The 19,449-nt window shown below is 63.1% G+C and carries 13 protein-coding genes; 6 read left to right on the top strand and 7 right to left on the bottom strand.

Features of this window, described 5'->3' with window-relative positions; all coding sequences use genetic code 11:
* Positions 1 to 110 precede the first annotated feature (110 nt).
* A complete protein-coding gene (locus tag A3AI_RS0113040; RefSeq protein WP_024516004.1) occupies positions 111 to 1,052 on the bottom strand; it encodes an alpha/beta hydrolase in 942 nt (313 codons plus the stop codon).
* A 157-nt stretch (positions 1,053 to 1,209) separates the two neighbouring features.
* On the opposite strand from A3AI_RS0113040, the gene A3AI_RS0113035 reads away from it, so the two are divergent.
* On the top strand, positions 1,210 to 2,097 hold the full coding sequence (locus A3AI_RS0113035; protein WP_024516003.1) for a branched-chain amino acid aminotransferase: 888 nt from the start codon (positions 1,210 to 1,212) through the stop codon (positions 2,095 to 2,097).
* A 56-nt stretch (positions 2,098 to 2,153) separates the two neighbouring features.
* Here the strand turns inward: A3AI_RS0113035 and A3AI_RS0113030 are convergent, their stop codons facing one another.
* Genes A3AI_RS0113030 through A3AI_RS0113020 form a run of 3 tightly spaced genes read right to left on the bottom strand, consistent with a single transcriptional unit; the run spans position 2,154 to position 5,241 of the window.
* Positions 2,154 to 3,038, bottom strand: a complete 885-nt coding sequence (locus A3AI_RS0113030) for a hypothetical protein (protein ID WP_024516002.1) — start codon at positions 3,036 to 3,038, stop codon at positions 2,154 to 2,156.
* Between the two features lie 27 nt (positions 3,039 to 3,065).
* Entirely contained in the window at positions 3,066 to 4,046 is a 981-nt protein-coding gene (locus A3AI_RS0113025) for an amino acid--[acyl-carrier-protein] ligase (RefSeq protein ID WP_024516001.1), read from the bottom strand.
* A gap of 28 nt (positions 4,047 to 4,074) precedes the next feature.
* The gene (locus A3AI_RS0113020; RefSeq protein ID WP_156927763.1) at positions 4,075 to 5,241 is read right to left on the bottom strand and encodes an acyl-CoA dehydrogenase family protein; all 1,167 of its coding nucleotides are present in this window, start codon (positions 5,239 to 5,241) and stop codon (positions 4,075 to 4,077) included.
* A 403-nt stretch (positions 5,242 to 5,644) separates the two neighbouring features.
* On the opposite strand from A3AI_RS0113020, the gene A3AI_RS0113015 reads away from it, so the two are divergent.
* The 3 genes from A3AI_RS0113015 to mtnA all read left to right on the top strand — a co-directional run bounded on the left by A3AI_RS0113015 (position 5,645) and on the right by mtnA (position 8,081).
* Positions 5,645 to 5,914, top strand: a complete 270-nt coding sequence (locus A3AI_RS0113015; RefSeq protein WP_024515999.1) for a phosphopantetheine-binding protein — start codon at positions 5,645 to 5,647, stop codon at positions 5,912 to 5,914.
* A 161-nt stretch (positions 5,915 to 6,075) separates the two neighbouring features.
* The gene (locus tag A3AI_RS0113010) at positions 6,076 to 6,978 is read left to right on the top strand and encodes an S-methyl-5'-thioadenosine phosphorylase (protein WP_024515998.1); all 903 of its coding nucleotides are present in this window, start codon (positions 6,076 to 6,078) and stop codon (positions 6,976 to 6,978) included.
* Positions 6,975 to 8,081: an S-methyl-5-thioribose-1-phosphate isomerase gene (gene mtnA, locus A3AI_RS0113005; RefSeq protein WP_024515997.1), complete on the top strand. Its 1,107-nt coding sequence runs from the start codon at positions 6,975 to 6,977 to the stop codon at positions 8,079 to 8,081. The genes A3AI_RS0113010 and mtnA overlap by 4 nt, the downstream gene beginning before the upstream one ends.
* Positions 8,082 to 8,185: 104 nt before the next feature.
* Here the strand turns inward: mtnA and A3AI_RS0113000 are convergent, their stop codons facing one another.
* Complete coding sequence (locus tag A3AI_RS0113000) at positions 8,186 to 8,818, bottom strand: HAD-IA family hydrolase (protein ID WP_024515996.1); 633 nt, start codon at positions 8,816 to 8,818, stop codon at positions 8,186 to 8,188.
* A 119-nt stretch (positions 8,819 to 8,937) separates the two neighbouring features.
* Here A3AI_RS0113000 and A3AI_RS0112995 point away from each other — a divergent pair, with 119 nt between their 5' ends.
* Both A3AI_RS0112995 and A3AI_RS0112990 read left to right on the top strand, forming a co-directional pair.
* Positions 8,938 to 9,696 (top strand): S1 family peptidase, encoded by a 759-nt coding sequence (locus A3AI_RS0112995; protein ID WP_024515995.1) that lies wholly within the window; start codon positions 8,938 to 8,940, stop codon positions 9,694 to 9,696.
* A gap of 117 nt (positions 9,697 to 9,813) precedes the next feature.
* A complete protein-coding gene (locus A3AI_RS0112990) occupies positions 9,814 to 11,316 on the top strand; it encodes a flavin-containing monooxygenase (protein WP_024515994.1) in 1,503 nt (500 codons plus the stop codon).
* A 214-nt stretch (positions 11,317 to 11,530) separates the two neighbouring features.
* Here the strand turns inward: A3AI_RS0112990 and A3AI_RS0112985 are convergent, their stop codons facing one another.
* Both A3AI_RS0112985 and A3AI_RS0112980 read right to left on the bottom strand, forming a co-directional pair.
* Entirely contained in the window at positions 11,531 to 13,036 is a 1,506-nt protein-coding gene (locus tag A3AI_RS0112985; RefSeq protein WP_024515993.1) for an HWE histidine kinase domain-containing protein, read from the bottom strand.
* Between the two features lie 15 nt (positions 13,037 to 13,051).
* Entirely contained in the window at positions 13,052 to 19,336 is a 6,285-nt protein-coding gene (locus A3AI_RS0112980; RefSeq protein ID WP_024515992.1) for a HAMP domain-containing protein, read from the bottom strand.
* Between the last annotated feature and the right edge of the window lie 113 nt (positions 19,337 to 19,449).

Here is a 19,449-nt window from a genome sequence, read left to right as displayed (position 1 = left end):
ATAATTCGCATAGAGATCGATGAAATAACCCTAATGAATTATCGCGGGATAGGTAAAAATTGATTCAAATTCTACCGTCGCCCCGGCGTTCACCGGGACGACGGCGAGAGCTACACCGCCCCTACCGCGCGCCTGACCTGCTCGCCGATCTGCGACAACACGAGCTGCGCCTGCGGGAGCAGGGCGCCGAGGCAATGGAAATTGTGAATCATGCCGTCGTGGCAGATGTGTTCAACGGCAACGCCGGCGGCGAGCAGCTTTCGTGCATAGGCATTGCCCTCGTCGCGCATCGGATCGTATTCCGCAGTATGGATGATCGCAGGCGCCAGGCCCGCGACATGGAATGCGCGCAACGGCGAGATGCGCGGATCGGCGGCATCGGCATCGTCAGTGACATAATCGGCAAGATCGGCCTGAAGCGTCGCCCGGTCGATCAGATGATTTTCGGCAAATTCCCGTCGCGAGGGCGAGGTCTCCTCGAAATCGAGCACCGGGCAGATCAGGCATTGTGCGGCAATTTGTGGCCAGGCATTTTGCAGCGCGTGCTGGCAGACCACGGCGGCCAACGTCGCGCCGGCGGAATCGCCGCCGACCACGATACGACCGGAATCGATGCCGAGTCTGGCGGCATTGGTGAGCACATATTGAGTCGCCGCAATCGCATCCTCCACTGCGGCCGGAAATTTGTGCTCGGGCGCGAGCCGGTAATCGACCGAAAGCAGCCGGCAGCCAGTCGCCTGCGTCAACGCCGCCGCGACGTGGTGGTGGGTCTCGATGCTGCCGGCGACCAGGCCGCCGCCGTGGAAGAACACGAAGCCGGGCGCGGGATCGCGCGCGGGTGCAGCCGGCGAATAGAGACGATAGGCGATGTCGCCGGCGGGACCCGGCAAGGCGTGGTCTTCATTCGTTACATCGGCGTGATCGGCACGGGCAAACTGCATCAGTTTTGCCAACGCCTCCCGTCGCTCATCTGGCGTCGGTCTTTTGCGATCGGCGGTCGAGGCTGCCGCCATCATGGCGAGCAGGCGTTTGGCGAGAGGATCGAGTGGCATGGCTGCACCAATTAACCAAATCGACGATCGTGACTATTCATCAAGTATAAATGGATCACCATTGCTGCGGGACAGGCAAGGGAATCCTTAAGTCTCCCATGGCGATAATGATGACACATTGTGCAGCGCGCAAGTTGCTTACGCATGGAGCGTCGTCGTGGTTTCCAAGAGCAAGCCGGTCAGCTATTCGCCCACCTGGACTTTCTTCGAGGGCGAATGGCACGAAGGCAATGTGCCGATCATGGGTCCGCGTACCCATGGGCTCTGGCTCGGCTCGACCGTGTTCGACGGCGCGCGTGCCTTTGAAGGTGCGGTGCCGGATCTTGATCGTCATTGCGAGCGCGTCAATCGGTCCGCCATCAATTTCGGGCTGAAGCCGATGGTCGATCGCGACACCTGGCTCGGCCTTGCGCGCGAAGGCGTCGCGCGTTTCGGCGCCAGGGCGGAGCTTTATATCCGCCCGATGTACTGGCCGCAGCATGGCACCGGCGGCGGCGTGCTGTTCGATCCTGAGACCACCAACTGGTGCCTGTCGATCTACGAAGCTCCGATGCCGCAGCCGACAGGCAATGCCATCACGCTGTCCCCGTTCCGCAGGCCAACCATGGAATGCGCGCCTGTCGATGCCAAGGCCGCCTGCCTCTATCCCAACAATTCGCGCGCGCTCCGCGAAGCGGCCTCGCGCGGCTTCAACAATTGCCTGATGCTCGATCTGCTCGGCAATGTCGCCGAATTTGGCAATGCCAATGTATTCATGGCGAAGGATGGTGTGGTTTATACGCCGGTGCCGAACGGCACTTTCTTGGACGGCATCACACGGCAGCGCGTGATGGAGCTGCTACGCGGCGACGGCGTCGCCGTGATCGAGTCGACGCTGTGCTATGCAGATTTTGCGCAAGCGGATGAGATTTTCTCGACCGGCAATTTCGCCAAGGTCGCGCCGGTGATCCGGATCGACGAACGTGAGTTGAAGCCGGGTCCATTCTATATGCGTGCACGGAAGCTGTATTGGGATTTCGCGCACGCGGGGAAGCTTGCGGCGTGAGAGGGTGATTCCGGGCTCAATGCTGGCGCATCGCCCCGGAATGACGCCGGAGAAAGCTACGGCCCGTAAATCACAAGCTCGGTATCCGACAAATCGCCCAGCCGCGGGCAATGCGGGCCCTTGAAATACTTGCGACCGCGCCTCTCGGTGTAGAAGCCGACCAGATCGTCCACGCGCTGATTGGCATCGAGCACCACCGAGATCTTGCCCCGCAAGAGCAGGCAGCGACCGATGGTGCCGGCGCAGGTGATGTAATCGGCGATGTCACGGCAATAGATGAGCTGCATCGCCGGCGGTGAGAGCCGCCCACGGTGGATGCGCATCGGCTGCAGGATGAAGGGGAACGCGTGGCCGTCGGCCGTCCGGCAGAGAATGCTCAGGCAGCCGCTCGCTGCATGACGCGTCAGCAGTGCGGTCTCCTTCGCGGACAAGCCCCCGAGTTCGCGGACATGGCGCGAGACGATCTCGACCGTCATGCCGCCTGCGGGCCGCGACAGCGCCGGAAGGGAAACGAACATGCCGCTGCAGTAGGGCCGAAAGCCCTGGGCTTCGATGATGCGCCAGGTCCAGCTCGCCGGGCTGATATTGACGTAGGTGACTTCCTTGTGGCGCTGCGCGATCTTGGTCAGCATCGGCGCATAGTTGCGGAACGCTGACTCCACATACCAGCTCGAAAGATTGCAGCGGATGGCGGCCTCGCCGTCCTCGTCGCGCGCGCAGTAGAGCAAGAGCAGCACGCCGACCGGCGCACCCTCATGGTCGAGCATGTAGCCGAAGCGTGGATAGCCCTCCGGCACGTCGCGCGTGGCCTGGCGCTTCAATCCGCTCATCCAATGGTCACGCGAGCGGCCGGCGAAGCCGCGCGTCAACAGCTCCGCGACCGCCTCCAGATCAGAGGCGCCGATCTCGCGGCAGCGGATCAAGGGCCTGAGCTCGGTCACGGCGTCTGCTTCGTTGATCCGGTGCTCTCAGCGCCAGCCTTCGACCTGGCCGTCGGCATGCGAATGCGGGGAAAGCCCGAGCGCCTCGCGCACCTTTGCCGGCCATTGTGAGAGATCGGTGCCGTGGGTATGGAACATTGCGACTGCGAGCCGGTCCATGCCGAAGGCGACGCAGCCGGTGTGGGCGGCCTCACCATTGGCATCCTTGATGTCCCAGGTGATGCCGAAATGGTCGCGGTGATAGTTGAAGCTCATGCAGGCGGTCGGCTGCTCCTCCGAGCGCAGCGGCACCAGCAGCTCGAACTTCAGTGACTGCTGCTTCTGGCTGACCGCTTTCATCTGGCCGACGCGGCCGAAGAAGGGATCGCTGGCGTGGTCGACCTTGAAAGTGAGGCCCAGGTCACGCGCGATGCCCTGCGCGCGTACCATCCAGCGCTCGCGGAAGGCTGCGACATCATCAGGGCTGCCGATGCAGACATATTCGCGCATCCGGAACGACTGTAGTCGGTCGAGATGACGCGACGGTTCGCGGCGGAAGCAGTCGGCGGCGACGTCGAAGCGCAGGCCGCCGGCGGGCAGCTGCCCGCGGCTCGCCGCGATCGGGTAGACCGGATAGCAGGCGGCCGGCGACAGCACGAGATCGGCCGGCGACAGCGAGGAGGTCCAGTCGCCGCCGGCATCGAAGCGGCTCACGGCAGCATGAATCTCACGCTCGGTGCCATGCAGGCCGCAGACGCAGCCGAGCAGGTTGGGAAAGCTCTTCAGGTAACCCGATTTCTCGAGCTGGGCGCGGCTCATGACCGGCGGAAAGCGCATCACCTCGGTGTCGGGCTCGCGATGCCTGGAGATCAGCGCGGCGAGCCGCTCCACCACGTCCTCATAGCGCGCGGTGCGGGCATAGACGCCATCGCTCCCCATCCTGAAAAAAAGGACATCGGCGAGATGATCGAGCGGATCGGCCGATTGCGGCGCGAGCTCAGGCGAATCGGTTTGAACGGCAATGTTCATGGCTGTCATTCCCAAATGATTTTGAGGATCAATCGCGGAGCGATGTGGGCACGCCGCTCATCAGGCTGGCTGTTGCGATATTGGCGAGGATGCGGTCATTGTTGATCATCAGCGGTGCCGACAGCGCGTCACGGAGATGGCGCCCCACGGTGAACTCGCCGTCGTTGCGATAACCCGATAGCCCACAGGCGCGCATCGCATGCATCGCGGTCTCCACGGCAAGCTCGGAGGCCTGAACTTTCAAGAGATTGATCGCCGACTGGAAGTCGAGGGACGATAGCGCGCGCTCGTCATATTCATGCGCGGCATAGAGGTCGAGATTGGCGGTGATCATGGCGCGGAGCTTGGTCAGCGCCATCTTGGCGGCGGTGTAATGCGCCGCGCCAGGAGGCATCTGGCCACCGGCGCCGCGCGCCGCCTTGCGGATGAAGCGCTGGGCGCGCTCGACCGCGGCCGCGGCAATGCCGGCCCAGGCCGACGACCAGCAGAGATGGGCGACCGGGGTCATGGTCTGGGCGTGAATTTTGTCATAGCTCTCAGGGAAGATCATCGCGGCGGGGCCGTTGATCTTCAGCTCGAAGCCCGCGCTGCAGGTGCCGCGCATGCCGAGCGTCTCCCAGCCCTGGATTCGCTGAAGCGTGTAGTTGTCCTTGGTGACGGCCAGGAGCACCTGGTCGGAGGCGGCCGCATCGTCGGCGCGGCGGGCGATGCTGACGATGCCATCGGCCTCGGCGCCGTAGGAAATCACGGTGGCGTTGCGCACCAGGGAAATCTCGGCATCGCTGTGCGCGACGGCCGCTGCGCTGGAGCGGATATTGCCGCCGTTCTGTCCCTCGGTGGTCGATGATGCGAGCAGCATTTGCTCCGCCGCCACGCGCCGCATCAACGCCTCATGATAATCGCTGCCGGTGCCATGACGGACCAGGCAGGCGACCTTGGTCTGGTGCATGGCGAAGATCATGGCGCTGGAGGCGCAGGCGCGGCCCAGCGTGTAGCAGACCTCGGTGACGTCAGGGATCGAAGCGCCGAAGCCGCCGAAGGCAACGGGGATCAGCATGCCGAGCAGCTTTTGCTCGCGCGCTGCGTCAATGGCGGCCTTGGGAAAGCGAGCCTCGCGATCGACGTCCTCTGCCTCTGCCGCAGCTGCGCTGGCGACGGCCGCCGTGCGTTGCAGAAACAGCGACCCCCCATCCATCGGCAAGCGATCGAGGTCCTTGTCGGCTGCAGGTTGTTGCTCGAACCTGGCATCCTGGACATTCATGCTCGACCTCCGTTGCTACTGGTTTGAAATCCGCGGTCAGGATATCGCCCGACGCGGATATCGACTTTCTTGATGGCGTGATTGAACCAAAAGGGTATGGATTTAACTTAAATTCGTCGATGAAATTCAGGGAATGCCGCCTCACATCGCCATGGAGAGTTAACTGCAGGTATCTCGAAACGATGAAAAAGGTGAAGGCGCGTTAGCCTTAACGACAAACGCGGCCTTTGAGGACAAGCAGCGTCAATATTTTTCAGGATTTGCCGCTATGCTCGCGGCGTGGACAGTGGCCGTCATGTCAATTGATTTTGATTTGGAAAAGCCTGGAAGGTCGGGAATGCAAAGCTTCGAAGTCGATGTGCACAGCCGAGTCACGGCTCTGGTGCAAGCGATCCTTGCGCAGAACGCGTTGTCCACTGAGCTCGGTCCCGATGCAAAGCTGGTTGATGCCGGGCTGACCTCGATGGACATGGTCAGTCTGATGCTGTCAGTCGAAGCCGAATTCGATTTCACGATTCCGCAAAACGAGATTACGCCCGAGAATTTTCAGTCGGTCGAGACGTTGCGGCGGATGGTCATGGCGCAGCTGCAGCCGACGGCGGCTTGACAGCGCTGCCATTCCGGGGGGCGCGCGCAGACGCGAGCCTGGAATCCAGAGATTGTGGCGCGAGATTCCGGGCTTCGCCTGCCCTGAAATGACGGAACCCAACAATATCGCTGGCGTCGCAAAAACCCGCTACACTGTCGCCGACAGTTCGCGGGGAGATCATGACAAAAGCAGTCCTTGGCATCATCGGCGGTTCCGGCATCTACGATCTGCCGGGCCTGGAGAACGCGCGTGACGAGGCAATCAAGAGCCCGTGGGGCGAGCCCTCGTCTTCCGTGCGGCGCGGCAGCATTGCGGGGCGGCCGATCGTGTTCCTGCCCAGGCATGACAAGGGCCACCGGCTGTCGCCGTCCGACATTAATTATCGCGCCAATATTGACGTGCTGAAGCGCGCGGGCGTGACCGACCTGATCTCGCTGTCGGCCTGCGGCTCGTTCAAACAGGAATTGCCGCCGGGCACATTTGTGCTGGTCGACCAGTTCGTTGACCGCACGCATAAGCGTGAGAGCTCGTTCTTCGGCCGGGGCTGCGTGGCGCATGTCTCGATGGCGCATCCGGTATCGCCGCGGCTGCGCATCCATCTTGCCGCCGCCGCCGAGGCGGAAGGAATCAAAATCGCGCGAGACGGCACCTATGTCTGCATGGAGGGCCCGCAATTCTCGAGCTATGCCGAGAGCATGACCTACAAGAATCTCGGCTATTCCGTGATCGGTATGACCAACATGCCCGAGGCCAAGCTCGCCCGCGAGGCCGAGATCTGCTACGCTACGGTGGCGATGGTGACGGATTTCGATTGCTGGCATCCGGACCACGATGCCGTCACTGTGCAGGACATCATCCGCGTCTTGAGCTCGAACGCCGACAAGGCCAAGGCGCTGGTGGCACGGCTTGCGCGGGATTTCCCAGGGGAGCACGAGCCGTGCCCGATCGGCTCCGACCGCGCGCTCGATACTGCGTTGATCACTGCGCCCGAGGCGCGTGATCCGGAGTTGTTGAAGAAGCTCGACGCAGTTGCTGGACGGGTGCTGGGCGTAAAGCCCGCCACGGAGATAGGCGTACCATGAAGGTCGACGGCAGGCATTATCGCAGCATCTGGCTCGAAGAGGACGGCTGGTCGGTCGGCGCCATCGATCAGCGGCGGCTGCCGCATGAGTTCGTGGTGGCGAGGTTGACCAATTGCACGGAGGCTGCGGACGCGATCAGCTCGATGCTGGTACGTGGCGCGCCGCTGATCGGCGCCACTGCCGCCTTCGGCATGGCGCTCGCCATGCGCGAGGATGCCTCCGATGCAGGGCTCGATCGCGCCTACAAGACGCTCATCGCCACGCGACCGACCGCGATCAATCTGAAATGGGCGCTCGATGGAATGCGCGGGGTGCTGCGGCCGCTCAATTCATCAACACGCGCGGATGCGGCCTATGCCCGCGCCGACGAGATCGTGGAGGAGGACGTCACGATCAACCAGGGCATCGCACAGAACGGGCTTGCGCTGATCGAGGCGATCGCCGCGCGCAAGAAGCCGGGCGAGACAGTCAATGTGCTCACCCACTGCAACGCGGGCTGGCTCGCCACCGTCGATTGGGGCACGGCGACCGCGCCGATCTATCTGGCGCATGACCGCGGGCACAAGATCCATGTCTGGGTCGACGAGACGCGCCCGCGCAACCAGGGTGCTTCACTCACCGCCTGGGAGCTCGGCCATCATGGCGTTCCGCATACCGTGATTGCCGACAACACCGGCGGGCATTTGATGCAGCATGGCATGGTCGATCTCGCCGTTGTCGGCACCGACCGCGTTGCCGCCAATGGCGATGTCTGCAACAAGATCGGCACCTATTTGAAGGCACTTGCGGCTTTCGACAATGGCGTGCCGTTCTATGTCGCGCTCCCGTCGCCGACCATCGATTTCAATATCGGCGACGGCAAGCAGGTGCCGATCGAGCAGCGTGGGGCCGAGGAGGTCGCGACCATGACCGGCCGTACCGCGGACGGGCGGATCGAGACGGTGCGCATCGTGCCTGACGGCTCGCCAGTCGCGAACTACGCCTTCGACGTGACGCCGGCGCGTCTGGTCACGGGACTTATTACCGAGCGCGGCGTGCTGAAGGCAGAGCGAGCCGCGCTGGCCGCGGCATTTCCAGAGCGGCTCGCGAGCGCGGCGGAGTAGGGCGCTGCCTCCGTCATTGCGAGGAGCGAAGCGACGAAGCAATCCAGCCTGCTCTTGCGGAGAGATTCTGGATTGATTCACTTCGCTGGCAATGACGGCCGATCTCAATCCAGCTTCAACCCTGTCGCCGCCTCGAGCTCCGCAATCGCTTGCGGGCCGCTTGCCACCTTGATCGTGGTCATGCCCATGGCGCGCGCCGGCTTCAGGTTGATGCCGAGATCGTCAAGATAGACGCAGTTCTTCGGATCGGCCTGCAGCGTCTCCACCATCATATGGTAGATGCGCGGATCCGGCTTGCGCAGGCCGATCTTGGCGGATTCGATTACATGGTCGAACAGCGCCATCACTTCGGCAATATAGAGCGTCCGGCCGGCGGCGCTGCCGATGGCATTGGCTGGCAGGTTATTGGTGATGCAGCCAGTCTTGAAATTGTCGCCGATGCGCTTCAATGCCGCAACCATCTCCGGCCGCAGATCGCCGGCGAGCAGCGGCAGCACATCCTTGCCGCGGACCTCGGCACCGAGTGCCCGGGACTCATCGGCGAATAATCGGTCGAACGCCTCAATATCGACTTCGGCGCGCTCGAATTTCGCCCAGGCGTTTTCCAAGTGATTGGCGGCATTGGTGCGGCGGATGATGTTCGCCGGCAGGCCCCGCTCGCGCTCGAACCGCGCAAATGCCTCGAAAGGTGAGGTGGTCAGCACCCCGCCGAAATCAAAGATCACCGCCTCGACCATTCAATCCCCTTGCAAATCGCCTGCGACTTCAAACGCTGTTTCAAACGGGCCAACATACGTGCGCAGAAGCGGTTCGTCCCGCCTTGGCGTATCGCCCGCGACCAGCTATGGCATGCGTCATGCGCGCTTTTCCTGCCATGATCGCGAGCGCGGCGCTGCTGGCCTCGCCCTGTTATGCCATCGTCGGCGGTGCTACGCCATCAAATGATGGACTCGCGCGTGCCGTGGTCACCATAGTCGGCTCGCGCGGTAATTTCTGTACCGGCAGCCTGATCGCGCCGGCGCTGGTATTGACCGTCGCGCATTGCGTGCAGCCGGGCGCCGAGTACAAGATCGTCGAATACGATGCCGCGCGGACGCCCGAGCTGAAGGACGTCAAGCGCGTCGCTATCGATCCCGGGTTCCAGATGCAGGCAATGCTGGCGCATCGCGCTACCGCCGATGTGGCGCTGCTGCAACTCGAAATCCCGGCGAAGGGAAAAATCCCGGCGCAGCTTGGCGCGCCGTTACAGCCCATTTCGCCGGGCGCAAAATTCACCATTGCCGGTATCGGCGTCACCGTGCGCGGCGACGGCAAGAGCGGCGGAATCATCCGCGCAGCACGCCTGGTCGCGACGGGAAATCCAGGTAGCTTGCAGATTCGCCTGGTCGATCCCGCAACGAACGGCACGCGCGAGGGGCTTGGCGCCTGCACCGGCGATTCAGGCGGGCCAGTGTTCGAGGATCAGCAGGGTGGGCCTGCGATCGTCGGGGTGATCAGCTGGTCCACCGGGCCGAACGGCAGCGGCGGTTGCGGCGGCCTGACCGGCGTCACGCCACTGACCCTCTATCGCGACTGGATCCTGCAAACCGCACGGCAATGGGGTTTTGCGCTGTGATTCCGTGAGCGGTTGATCTATGTCATTTGTCAAAGCGTGGTCGCTGGCCGACCATAGCGGAGGATGAGGCCCTCTAAGAGGCCGATCTCAAGGATTGGACAAGGACCAGAAGCAACAATGAATGTCGAAACCGCCCGCTCGATTTCCGCTTCCACCGCATCAGAACATTTCGACGTCCTGATCGTCGGTGCCGGCATCTCCGGCATCGGCAGCGCCTATCATCTGACGAAGCAGCTTCCCGGCACGAGCTTCGTGATCCTGGAGACGCAGGAAAGCTTCGGCGGCACCTGGCTCACGCATAAATATCCCGGCATCCGCTCCGACTCCGATCTCCATACTTTCGGCTACAGCTTCAAGCCCTGGGTCGGTCCGCCGATCGCGACTGCCGCGGAAATACTGTCCTACATGGGCGAAGTGATCGAGGACAGTGATCTCGCCCGGCACATCCGCTACAAGCACCGCATCCTGTCGGCGGATTGGTCGAGCAAGACCAGCCTGTGGACCATCGATGCGGAGAAGATCGACAGCGGCGAGCGCGTGACCTTCACCGCGAATTTCCTTTGGATGTGTCAGGGCTACTATCGGCACACCGAAGGCTACACGCCGGAATGGCCCGGAATGAAGGATTTCGCCGGTCGCATCGTGCATCCGCAGCTGTGGCCTGACGACATCGAACTCGCTGACAAAAAGGTCGTGGTGATCGGCTCTGGCGCGACGGCCGCGACGCTCATTCCGAACATCGCCGACAAATGCGCCGGCGTCACCATGCTGCAGCGCTCGCCGACCTATTTCAGGACCGGACGCAATGCCATCGAACTTGCCGAAGAATTGCGGAAGCTCCAGGTCAAGGAAGAGTGGATCCATGAGATCGTGCGCCGCAAGATCCTGTTCGAGCAGGATGCCTTTACCAAGCGCTGCCTCGAGGAGCCGGAAAAAGTGAAGAAGGAGCTGATCGGCGCCATCAGTGCGGTGGTCGGTCCGGACTATGACGTCGGCACTCATTTCACGCCGAGTTACCGGCCATGGCGGCAGCGCATTGCTTTCGTGCCTGACGCGGACCTGTTCCAGAGCATCAAGAGCGGCAAGGCATCCGTCGTCACGGACGAGATCGAGCGTTTCACCAAGGACGGCATTCTGCTGAAATCAGGTAAGACGCTTGCGGCCGACATCATTGTCACCGCGACCGGTTTCAATCTCAATGTGCTCGGCGACATCGATTTCGTCATTGACGGCGAGCGGCTGGATTTTTCCAAGACCGTCACCTATCGCGGCATGATGTTTACGGGCGTTCCGAACATGGCCTGGGTGTTCGGTTATTTCCGCGCGAGCTGGACGCTGCGCACAGACCTGGTCGCGGACTTCGTCTGTCGCCTGCTTGGGCACATGAAGGATAAGGGCGCGAGCAAGGTCAGGGTGGCGCTGCGGCCCGAGGACCACAACATGCCGCTGCTCACCTGGATTGATCCGCAGAATTTCAATCCCGGCTATGTCATGCGCAACATGCATCTTCTGCCCAAGCGCGGCGACAAGCCGGAATGGCAGCACAGCCAAGACTACTGGACCGAGAAGGACGCGATCCCGGCAACGGATCTGGATGACAAGGCATTCGTGTACAGCTGATTGTTGACGTCTGTGCTTGCCACAAACTCCGCCGTCGCCCCGGCGCCGGGACGACGTGGCGAGACACACTATCGCCGTCGCCCTGAGGCGGCCGCGAATCGGGGTCGTCTCGAAGGGCGGCGGCGAGCTCTCGCAACGGGGCCGTGTATCCTTCGAGGTTCGCTTCGCGCGCACATCAGGATGACGGATCGACAGACGGTCCGCCGCGTCCCGGCTACTCCGCCGCGCCGGCGGATCGCAACATCGGCTCGGCATCGCTGACCTTGAAGCTGGCTCGCGCATCGACTGCTCGCACGTCGAGCTCCCTGCCGAGTGGCACAGTGAGCCGGCAGATCAGTCCTTCCACGCGCCAGTCGAAATCGGCGCGGCCGCCGAGCTGCGATTCGATCGAGGCAATGACGCTGCGTGTGCCGAAGCCCCGCGCGATCGGTTGCTCGACCTTGGGTCCGTCGCGCTCCTCCCAGATGAATTGCAGGCCGTCGCCCTGCACCTCCCATTTGACCCCGAGCCGGCCCGCATGCGCTGAGAGTGCGCCGTACTTGGCGGAATTGGTGATCAGCTCATGGACGGCGAGCGCAAGCGTCTGGGCAGTCGCAGGTTCGAGCTGGAGTTCGGGACCATGGAGTGTGATCTGCGCGCCGCTGGCATAAGGCGAGATTTCCTCCTCGACCAGCCGCCATATCTCCGCGCCCTGCCAGTTGGAAAGTGACAGAATGGTGTGCACGCGTGCCAGCGCGCTGATCCGCCCCTCAACCGCCTGCGTGTAGTCCTTGATGCTGCCGGCGCGTGTGAGACGGACGATGGATTGCGCCAGCGCCAGCGCATTTTTGGCGCGATGATCGACCTCACGCGCCAATAGATTCTGGCGCTCCTCGGCGCGTTTGCGCTCGGTAATGTCGATGGTGACGCCGCTTAATCGCACAACGCGGCCGTCTCTGTCGGTGCTTGCGGCCGCCGTGCCGGTGCACCAGCGTTCCTCGCCGTCCGGCAGCCTGATGCGGAATTCTGTTTCAAAGGAGCGCGCGCCGCGCTCCAGATCCGGCATTGCCTTGCGGAGCTGTTCGGCATCGTCGGGATGCAGCAACTTCCTTATGTTCTCCGAGGTGACTTCGAATGTCCCGGGATCGACGCCGAAAATCCGGTACTGGCCCTCGTCCCACATCCAGTCGCCATTGACCCAGTCCCAGTCCCAGGAGCCCATCTTGCCGGCGGCAATCGCCATGCTGCGGCGCTGCTCGCTCTCGACGAGCTTGGTAGTCGAACGTTCGAGCTCGGCGGTGCGGGCGCGGACGCGGTCCTCAAGCTCGGTGTTGAGCCGTTCGAGCTGGCGCGTCTTGCGATAGAGCTCGGCGAAGACCTTTATCTTGGCCCGCAGCACTTCGGGCACCACGGGCACCGGAACATAATCCACTGCGCCCATCTCGTAGCCGCGCAGGCGGTCGATATCGGAGACCTGGATCGCCGAGATGAAGATCATCGCGGTCTTCTGGAAGCGTGGATGCTCGCGGATCATGGCGGCAAGCTCGAAGCCGTCGAGTTCCGGCATGCAGACATCGACCAGGATGACCGCGACTTCGTTCTTCAGCAGGTACTCCAACGCCTCGCGCCCGGATGTGGCGACCGCGAGGTTCTCGCCGAGTTCCTTCAGGATGACTTCGTAGGCGAGCAGCTTTGCCGGTTGATCGTCGACCAGGAGAATGTTCACCTTTTCATGGTCCATCGGGGAGGCCATTGCTCAGCGGTGCAGCCACATGCGGATCGCAAGGAGGAGTTGCTCGGTGTTGACGGGTTTGGCGAGATAGTCGGAGGCGCCCGCCTCCAGGCATTTCTCGCGGTCGCCCTTCATCGCCTTGGCGGTGAGCGCAATGATCGGCAAGCGTCCGAAGGACGGGTTCTGCCTGATCGCGCCGATCGTCTGATAGCCATCCATCTGCGGCATCATGATGTCCATCAATACGATCGCAATTTCCGGATTCGATTCGACCAGCGCCACTGCTTCGCTTCCAGTCGTAGCGGTGAGCACCTTCATGCCACGGCGCTCCAGCACGCTCGAGAGCGCAAAGATGTTCCGCGCGTCGTCGTCGACGAGAAGTGCGGTCTTGCCGACGAGGTCCTCGTCGGAACTGTTGAGCTTCTCCAGCATACGCTGCTTTTCGAGCGGCAGTTCCGTGATCACCCTGTGCAGGAACAAGGCGGTTTCGTCCAGGAGTCGTTCCGGCGATTCGACACCCTTGACCACGATGCTGCGCGCCATGGTGTGAAGTTCCGCATCCTCCTCCGCGGACAGTTCGCGTCCGGTGAACACGACAACCGGAACGTTGGAAAGTGACTCGTCATTGCGGATATGGTCCAGTACCTCGAACCCGCTCATGTCGGGGAGCCGCAAATCGAGAACCACGCAATCGCATGACTGTTCCCGCAGCATCGACAGGGCACTGGCGCCGGTGTCGGTGGCGAGTATCTCGATGTCGTCGTGATGCAGGAGCTCTCGGATCGAGAGCTGCTCCGCCTCGTTGTCCTCGACGATCAGGAGCCGCTTGCGGCGCGGCTTTGCATATTCCTTGATCTGTGCCAGCGCCGCCGCAACGCCTTCGGTGGTGGTCGGTTTGTTGACAAAGGAGAAGGCACCGCGCGCCAGCGCATGCTGACGATCCTCGTCGAGCGTGATGATCTGCACCGGGATGTGACGCGTCAGCGGGTTGTGCTTGAGTTGGCTCAGCACCGTCCAGCCGAGCATATCGGGCAGGAACACGTCGAGCGAGACCGCCGCCGGCTGGTATTGCTTGGCCAGATCCAGCGCCTCGGCGCCGCGTGCCGCGACCAGCACCTTGAAGCCCTTGTCGCGCGCAAGATCGATCAGCACACGCGCATAATGCGGGTCGTCCTCGACGATCAAAAGAATTGTGTCGCCGGGCTCGAGGTTGAGCCGGTCATCGGGCAGCTGCTCGATGATCCGCTCGTCCTTTGCGGTCTGCAGCACCGGCGTCAGATTGTGCGACGGCAGCGCGACTTGCGTGCGCGGTGCGATCGTCGGGCCGGAATATTTCAGCGGCAGATAGAGCGTGAAGGTCGAGCCCTTGCCGGGCGCGCTCCTCAGGTGAATTTCGCCGCCGAGCAGGCTTGCGAGCTCGCGGCTGATGGCGAGCCCGAGGCCCGTGCCGCCATATTTGCGGCTCGTGCCGGCATCTGCCTGCTGGAACGCCTCGAAGATCAGCTTCTGCTTCTCGAGCGGAATGCCGATTCCACTGTCCGTCACTTCGAAGGCGATCACGGCAGGTGCGGAGTTCAGCACCGGATGATCGCTGCTCCAGCCGGCATGCACAGCTGCGACTTTCAACCGCACGCCGCCTTCGGCAGTGAACTTGAAGGCGTTGGAGAGCAGGTTCTTCAACACCTGCTGCAGGCGCTTGGAGTCGGTAACGATACTCCGCGGCAGGCTGGAATCGACGTCAATGGTAAAGGTCAGCTGGCGGTTTTCCGCCTCGTGCCGGAACGGCCGGCCCACGGTCTCCAGCAGATTGCCGGTGAGGATTTCCTCGGCGTCCACCGTCACCGTCCCCGACTCGATCTTGGAGAGATCGAGAATGTCCGAGATCAGGTTCAACAGATCGGTGCCGGCGCCGTGGATGGTGCGGGCGAACTCGACCTGCTTGAGCGTGAGGTTGCCGTCGGGATTTTCCGTAAGCTGCTGGCCCAGGATGAGGATCGAGTTGAGCGGCGTACGCAGCTCGTGCGACATGTTGGCCAGGAACTCGGACTTGTATTTCGAGGTCAGCGCCAGCTCGGTCGCTTTTTCCTCCAGCGCGCGCCGCGCCTGCTCGATTTCCTGGTTCTTGCGCTCGACCTCGACATTGCGTTCGGCGAGCTGCTGCGCCTTCTGCTCGAGTTGTTCGTTGGTCTGCTGCAATTCCCGCTGCTGCGCCTGCAATTCGCCGGCGAGCTGCTGCGACTGCTTGAGCAGACCCTCGGTCTGCATCGTCGCTTCGATCGAGTTGAGCACGATGCCGATGGAATCTGTGAGCTGCTCGAGGAAGGTCATCTGCGAAGTCGTGAAGCTCGACAAGGAAGCGAGCTCGATTACCGCCTTGACCTGGTTCTCGAACAGCACCGGCAGCACGACCAGGTTTCGCGGCACCGCGTGCAGCAGTGCCGAGCGGACCGGCACGGTATCGGTCGGGATGTCGGAGACCAGCCGCTGGCGCTTGTCCACCGCGCATTGGCCGACCAGGCCCTCGCCGAGCTGCAATACCTCGGGATGCGGATGGTTGCCGCCGCTGGCATAGCCGGAAAGCAGATGCAGTCGCGGGCTGTCCTCGTTCTCGACCTGATAGATCACGCCCACATGCGCATTCACCAGCGGCGTCAGTTCGGTCAGTAACAGTCGGCCGACGGTCGTGAGGTCGCGCTGGCCCTGTAGCATGTTGGTGAAGCGGGCAAGGTTCGTCTTCAGCCAATCCTGCTCGGTATTGAGGTCGGTGGTGAGCCGCAGGTTGGTGATCATGGTGTTGATGTTGTCTTTCAGCTCGGCGACTTCGCCGCGCGCATCGACCTGGATCGATCGGGTGAGATCGCCCTTGGTCACGGCGGTCGCGACCTCGGCGATCGCTCGTACCTGCGAGGTCAGGTTGGCCGCCAGCAAGTTGACGTTGCCGGTCAGGTCCTTCCAGGTGCCGGCGGCGCCGGGCACGTTGGCCTGGCCGCCGAGCCGGCCCTCGACGCCGACCTCGCGCGCGACGCTGGTCACCTGATCGGCGAAGGTCGCCAGCGTCTCGGTCATGTTGTTGATGGTGTCGGCAAGTGCCGCGACCTCGCCCTTCGATTTCACCGTGAGGTTCTGCTTGAGGTCGCCGTTGGCGACCGCTGTAACGACCTTGACGATGCCGCGTACCTGCTCGGTCAGGTTGGCGGCCATGAAGTTCACGGTGTCGGTCAAGTCCTTCCACGTACCGGCGACGCCCGGCACTTGGGCCTGACCGCCGAGCTTGCCTTCGGTGCCGACCTCGCGCGCCACGCGCGTGACTTCGCCGGCGAAGGCGTTGAGTTGGTCCACCATTGTGTTGATGGTGTTTTTCAGCTCGAGGATCTCGCCCTTCACGTCGACCGTGATCTTGCGCGACAGATCGCCGCGCGCCACGGCGGTGGTGACTTCGGCGATGTTGCGCACCTGCGTGGTCAGGTTCGCTGCCAGCAGGTTGACGTTGTCGGTGAGGTCCTTCCAGGTGCCGCCGACGCCGGGCACGACGGCCTGGCCACCGAGCCGGCCTTCGGTGCCGACCTCGCGCGCCACGCGGGTCACTTCGGCGGCGAAGGAGCGCAGCTGCTCCACCATGGTGTTCAAGGTGTCCTTGAGCAGCAGGATCTCGCCGCGCACGTCCACGGTGATCTTCTTGGAGAGATCGCCGCCGGCAATCGCGGTCGCGACCTCCGCGATGTTGCGCACCTGCGCGGTCAGGTTCGATGCCATGAAGTTGACGTTGTCGGTCAGGTCTTTCCAGGTGCCCGCGACTTCCGGCACCTGGGCCTGTCCGCCGAGCTTGCCCTCGGTGCCGACCTCGCGCGCCACGCGTGTCACTTCGGAGGCGAAGGCGTTGAGCTGGTCCACCATGGTGTTGATGGTGTTCTTCAGCTCCAGGATTTCGCCCTTCACGTCCACCGTGATCTTGCGCGACAGGTCGCCGCGTGCCACGGCAGTGGTAACTTCGGCGATGTTGCGGACCTGAGCCGTCAGGTTGCCGGCCATGGAGTTGACGCTATCAGTCAGGTCCTTCCAGGTGCCGGCGACGCCGGGCACGTTGGCCTGACCGCCGAGCCTGCCTTCGGTGCCGACCTCGCGCGCGACGCGCGTCACCTCGCCCGCGAAGCGGTTGAGCTGGTCGACCATGGTGTTGAGCGTTTCCTTCAGCTGAAGAATCTCGCCGCGGACGTCCACGGTGATCTTGCGCGACAGGTCGCCGTTGGCAATCGCGGTCGCGACCTCCGCGATGTTGCGCACCTGTGCGGTCAGGTTGCCGGCCATGGAGTTGACACTGTCGGTGAGGTCCTTCCAGGTGCCGGCGACACCGGGCACCTCGGCCTGACCACCCAGCTTGCCGTCGGTACCGACTTCGCGGGCGACGCGCGTGACTTCGCCGGCAAAGGCGTTGAGCTGGTCGACCATGGTGTTGAGCGTTTCCTTCAATTGAAGAATTTCGCCCGACACGTTCACCGTGATCTTCTTGGACAGGTCGCCCTTGGCGACCGCGGTCGCGACTTCGGCGATGTTGCGAACCTGGCCGGTCAGGTTGGAGGCCATGGAGTTGACGCTGTCGGTGAGGTCTTTCCAGGTGCCGGCGACGCCGCGCACGTTCGCCTGGCCGCCAAGCTTGCCCTCGGTTCCGACCTCGCGCGCGACGCGCGTGACTTCGCCGGCAAAGGCGTTGAGCTGGTCCACCATGGTGTTGATGGTGTTTTTCAGTTCGAGGATTTCGCCGCGCACGTCGACCGTGATCTTCTTGGAGAGGTCGCCGCCGGCGACCGCGGTGGTCACCTCCGCGATGTTGCGCACCTGCGCCGTCAGGTTGCCCGCCATCGAGTTGACGCTCTCGGTCAGGTCTTTCCAGGTGCCGGCAACGCCGAGCACGTTCGCCTGTCCGCCCAGCCGGCCCTCGGTGCCGACCTCGCGTGCGACGCGCGTAACTTCGCCGGCAAACGCATTGAGCTGGTCCACCATGGTGTTGAGCGTTTCCTTCAGCTGAAGGATCTCACCCGACACGTTCACCGTGATCTTCTTCGAGAGGTCGCCGCCGGCGATCGCGGTCGCGACGTCGGCGATGTTGCGCACCTGCGCGGTCAGGTTGGACGCCATGAAGTTGACGTTGTCGGTCAGGTCCTTCCAGGTGCCGGCGACGCCGGGCACCTGGGCCTGTCCGCCGAGCTTGCCTTCGGTGCCGACCTCGCGCGCGACACGCGTCACTTCCGAGGCGAAGGAGTTGAGCTGGTCGACCATCGTATTGATGGTGTCCTTCAGCTCCAGGATCTCGCCGCGCACGTCGACCGTGATCTTGCGGGAAAGGTCGCCGCGGGCGACCGCGGTCGTGACGTTGGCGATGTTGCGCACCTGTGCGGTCAGGTTGCCGCACATCGCGTTGACGGAGTCGGTCAGGTCTTTCCAGGTGCCGGCGACGCCGGGCACGATGGCCTGTCCGCCGAGCTTGCCGTCGGTGCCGACCTCGCGCGCCACGCGCGTCACTTCGGACGCGAAGGAGCGCAGCTGGTCCACCATGGTGTTGATGGCTTCCTTGAGCTGCAGGATCTCGCCGCGCACGTCGACGGTGATCTTTTTCGACAGGTCGCCGTTGGCGACCGCGATCGTCACCTCGGCAATGTTGCGCACCTGGTTGGTCAGGTTGTTGGCCATGGAGTTGACGCTCTCGGTCAAATCCTTCCAGACACCCGTCACCTCGGGCACCTGGGCCTGTCCGCCAAGCTTGCCTTCGGTGCCGACCTCGCGCGCCACGCGCGTCACCTCGGACGTGAATACCGAGAGTTGCTTGATCATGGTGTTGACGATGTTTGCCGACTGCAGGAACTCGCCGCCGAGCGGCCGGCCGTCGACATCGAGCCGCACGGTCTGCAAGAGGTCGCCTTGCGCCACCGCGGCGACCGCGCGCGTCACCTCGCGGGTCGGCCAGAGCAGGTCGTCGATCAGGGTGTTGACGGAATCCTCCATGTCGGCCCAGGAGCCGGAGGACAGACCGAACTTGACGCGCTGGCGGGTCTTGCCTTCGCGTCCCACCGACTGGCCGACGCGCTCGAGCTGCTGCGCCATGCGCTCGTTCTCGGCAACGATTTCGTTGAACAGATCGGCGATCTTGCCCTCGACGCCCTGATGGTCGCCGGTCATGCGCACGGAAAAGTCGCCGCTGCGCATCGCCTGCAGCGCGTGCAGCAGTTCCTGCTCGGAATCACGGCTTCCATTGCCGTTTGGTCGGGGTCGAGCGCGCTTGGTGCCCGATGGTGCTCCCGGATCGAGGTCGCTCATGATATCCCCCCAGCAATTGCGCGAACCGATGCGGGATCGTCGCAGGAGGCGCGCATGAAAGCTTCAGCAGCAATCCAAATCAAGCAACAACGGGACTAGGCAAAAATGGAACT

This window comes from Bradyrhizobium sp. Tv2a-2, assembly GCF_000472425.1.
Taxonomy (GTDB): Bacteria; Pseudomonadota; Alphaproteobacteria; order Rhizobiales; family Xanthobacteraceae; genus Bradyrhizobium.
This window is presented reverse-complemented; position numbering and strand designations above follow the sequence as displayed.

What these genes read in the sequence shown, in the direction of transcription:
- A3AI_RS0113040 (WP_024516004.1), bottom strand. Translation starts at nt 1,052, where the DNA reads ATGCCACTCGATCCTCTCGCCAAACGCCTGCTCGCCATGATGGCGGCA.
- A3AI_RS0113025 (WP_024516001.1), bottom strand. Translation starts at nt 4,046, where the DNA reads ATGAACATTGCCGTTCAAACCGATTCGCCTGAGCTCGCGCCGCAATCG.
- A3AI_RS0113020 (WP_156927763.1), bottom strand. Translation starts at nt 5,241, where the DNA reads ATGGATGGGGGGTCGCTGTTTCTGCAACGCACGGCGGCCGTCGCCAGC.
- A3AI_RS0113015 (WP_024515999.1), top strand. Translation starts at nt 5,645, where the DNA reads ATGCAAAGCTTCGAAGTCGATGTGCACAGCCGAGTCACGGCTCTGGTG.
- A3AI_RS0113010 (WP_024515998.1), top strand. Translation starts at nt 6,076, where the DNA reads ATGACAAAAGCAGTCCTTGGCATCATCGGCGGTTCCGGCATCTACGAT.
- mtnA (WP_024515997.1), top strand. Translation starts at nt 6,975, where the DNA reads ATGAAGGTCGACGGCAGGCATTATCGCAGCATCTGGCTCGAAGAGGAC.
- A3AI_RS0113000 (WP_024515996.1), bottom strand. Translation starts at nt 8,818, where the DNA reads ATGGTCGAGGCGGTGATCTTTGATTTCGGCGGGGTGCTGACCACCTCA.
- A3AI_RS0112995 (WP_024515995.1), top strand. Translation starts at nt 8,938, where the DNA reads ATGCGCGCTTTTCCTGCCATGATCGCGAGCGCGGCGCTGCTGGCCTCG.
- A3AI_RS0112990 (WP_024515994.1), top strand. Translation starts at nt 9,814, where the DNA reads ATGAATGTCGAAACCGCCCGCTCGATTTCCGCTTCCACCGCATCAGAA.
- A3AI_RS0112985 (WP_024515993.1), bottom strand. Translation starts at nt 13,036, where the DNA reads ATGGACCATGAAAAGGTGAACATTCTCCTGGTCGACGATCAACCGGCA.
- A3AI_RS0112980 (WP_024515992.1), bottom strand. Translation starts at nt 19,336, where the DNA reads ATGAGCGACCTCGATCCGGGAGCACCATCGGGCACCAAGCGCGCTCGA.